Origin of the sequence: Ruminococcus callidus ATCC 27760, from assembly GCF_000468015.1 — a bacterium.
Taxonomy (GTDB): Bacteria; Bacillota; Clostridia; order Oscillospirales; family Ruminococcaceae; genus Ruminococcus_C; species Ruminococcus_C callidus.
Window position 1 is genome coordinate 2,862 of record NZ_KI260371.1, and the last position, 1,809, is coordinate 4,670.

Sequence of the window (1,809 nt, forward strand, 5' to 3'; positions counted from 1 at the left end):
TGGCAAGCCGTAGGCTTGACTGAGGGGTTATCTCGTAAATCTTTTACATCAAGCAAAAGATTCCACGAAGAACCCCTCCACCGCCTAACGGCGGTCCCCCTCGTACTGAGCGGTCCCCTCTGCCCTGCGGGCATCTCCCCACCCCGTGGGGAGTCACCCCTAAAGGGGAGGCTTTTTCAGGCTTTCCCGCCTATTACTCATTATAAATAAACGACTGATACGCGTCGCCGTTTTCGCTTTGGGGCGTGCTGGGTTTGCTGCCGGTCTTTTTGCTGCTGGGCGGGGTATCTTTCGTGTCCACGTCGACACGGGTGCGGTATCCGGCTTCCGTCCAGCGGGTGAGGATCGAGTTCAGATATTCGAAAACCAGTTTGCCCGTGCTCTCCACCGTCTTTTCGTAAGCGTAGACGATCAGTTCCATGGGGATCTTTTTATCCTGCCACATGTCGATGAACTCCTGCTGTTTCGTGGTGGGCTTCCGGTGCATCTCGAAGGCTTTCTGAATGTGTCCGGTAAAGCTGCGGCGGTATTCCATATCGTTAATGGCATCGTTGACCTGTGTCAGCGTGTGAATGCCCTCGTTCCACCACTGCGTAATGATGCTTTCGGCGTAGTTGACGCTGCACTTGTCGATGGACTTGCAGTAGAGCAGCACCGTGAGAATGATCTCGCTGCCGATGTTGTTGCCGTCGTGCATCCAGACGAGGGACTTCTGCTCGATGTGCCGCAGCGGTCTGCCCAGCTGCTGCTCCGACATGCGAAACAGGTCTTTCAAGTCCTCGGAAGCTTCCAGTGCGGTGGAAATTTCCAGCGGGCTCATCTCGCCGCATTTTTTGCTGGTCTGGAGCAGATGCGGCTGACTGCCGCGGGACTGCTTTTCCGCAGCCGGTCTGGCTGTGGGCTGCTCCGCGTTTTTTTGCGGCTGTTCGGCAGACTGTTCTTCCACAGTGAACAGGGTAGTCTGCGACCAGAACAGCACCGCTTCTTCCACCAGTTCCTCCGGAATGCCCAGAGCCTTGGCGATCTCATCGTGTGCAAGGTTCGGGCGGTTGCTGCGGAGCAGATAGAGCAGCACTTTCAGCTGGGACGGCGTTGCCAGCTTCAGATATTGGTCTACCACGGCATTCGGCACGCCGAACATCTGCCCGAAGCCGGAGATATGTACGCTAAGATTCACAAAAAATTCCTCCCTGCGAAAAAATTGCAAAAAAGACTTGACAGCGGTTGACGTTTGTGCTATAATTAGTTATGTTGTTGCCGACATGTTGGAATTGGCAGACGAGACGGACTCAAAATCCGTTGCCAGCAATGGCGTGTGGGTTCAAGTCCCACTGTCGGCACCAAATTTGATCGCCTGTACCTTTTGGTATGGGCGATTTTTGTTTTCCATGGGAGATGCCCCATGAAATTCTATGCCTGTCCGGCGGGGAACATGCCCGACTGCCGGCAAACAGATAGAAAAAAAACCCATGCTACATAATGTAACACAGGTATGTTTCCGTACTTCGAAAGAAATACTTGGCGTGCCCAGAGGGATTCGAACCCCCGACCTACTGGTTCGTAGCCAGTCACTCTATCCAGCTGAGCTATGGGCACATTTTCTTTTGAGAACCGTTGTCCTCACAACAATAACTATTATATCACATCTTTTGCAGCTTGTCAAGCGTTTTTTCGAATTTTTTTCTGGATTTTCGAAAAAAGTCTGTATCGCACGCAATTTCGGTGTTTTTTGTTTAGGAGAGTGACAGAAAGGGCAAACGCAGTGCATTTGCTGCCAAGCAAAAACAGACTTGACAAACCGGAGAAAAT

1 protein-coding gene and 2 tRNA genes are annotated in these 1,809 nt (G+C 52.1%); 1 reads left to right on the top strand and 2 read right to left on the bottom strand.

The genetic code is table 11. The features are described 5' to 3' along the window. Window positions 1-193: 193 nt before the first annotated feature. Entirely contained in the window at window positions 194-1,177 is a 984-nt protein-coding gene (locus tag RUMCAL_RS05995) for a DnaD domain-containing protein (RefSeq protein WP_040647253.1), read from the bottom strand. A 79-nt stretch (window positions 1,178-1,256) separates the two neighbouring features. Between RUMCAL_RS05995 and RUMCAL_RS06000 the strand changes: the two genes are divergently transcribed. Continuing rightward, window positions 1,257-1,343: transfer RNA gene (locus tag RUMCAL_RS06000), tRNA-Leu, on the top strand. A 176-nt stretch (window positions 1,344-1,519) separates the two neighbouring features. Here RUMCAL_RS06000 and RUMCAL_RS06005 read toward each other — a convergent pair. After that, window positions 1,520-1,596: transfer RNA gene (locus tag RUMCAL_RS06005), tRNA-Arg, on the bottom strand. Window positions 1,597-1,809: the final 213 nt, after the last annotated feature.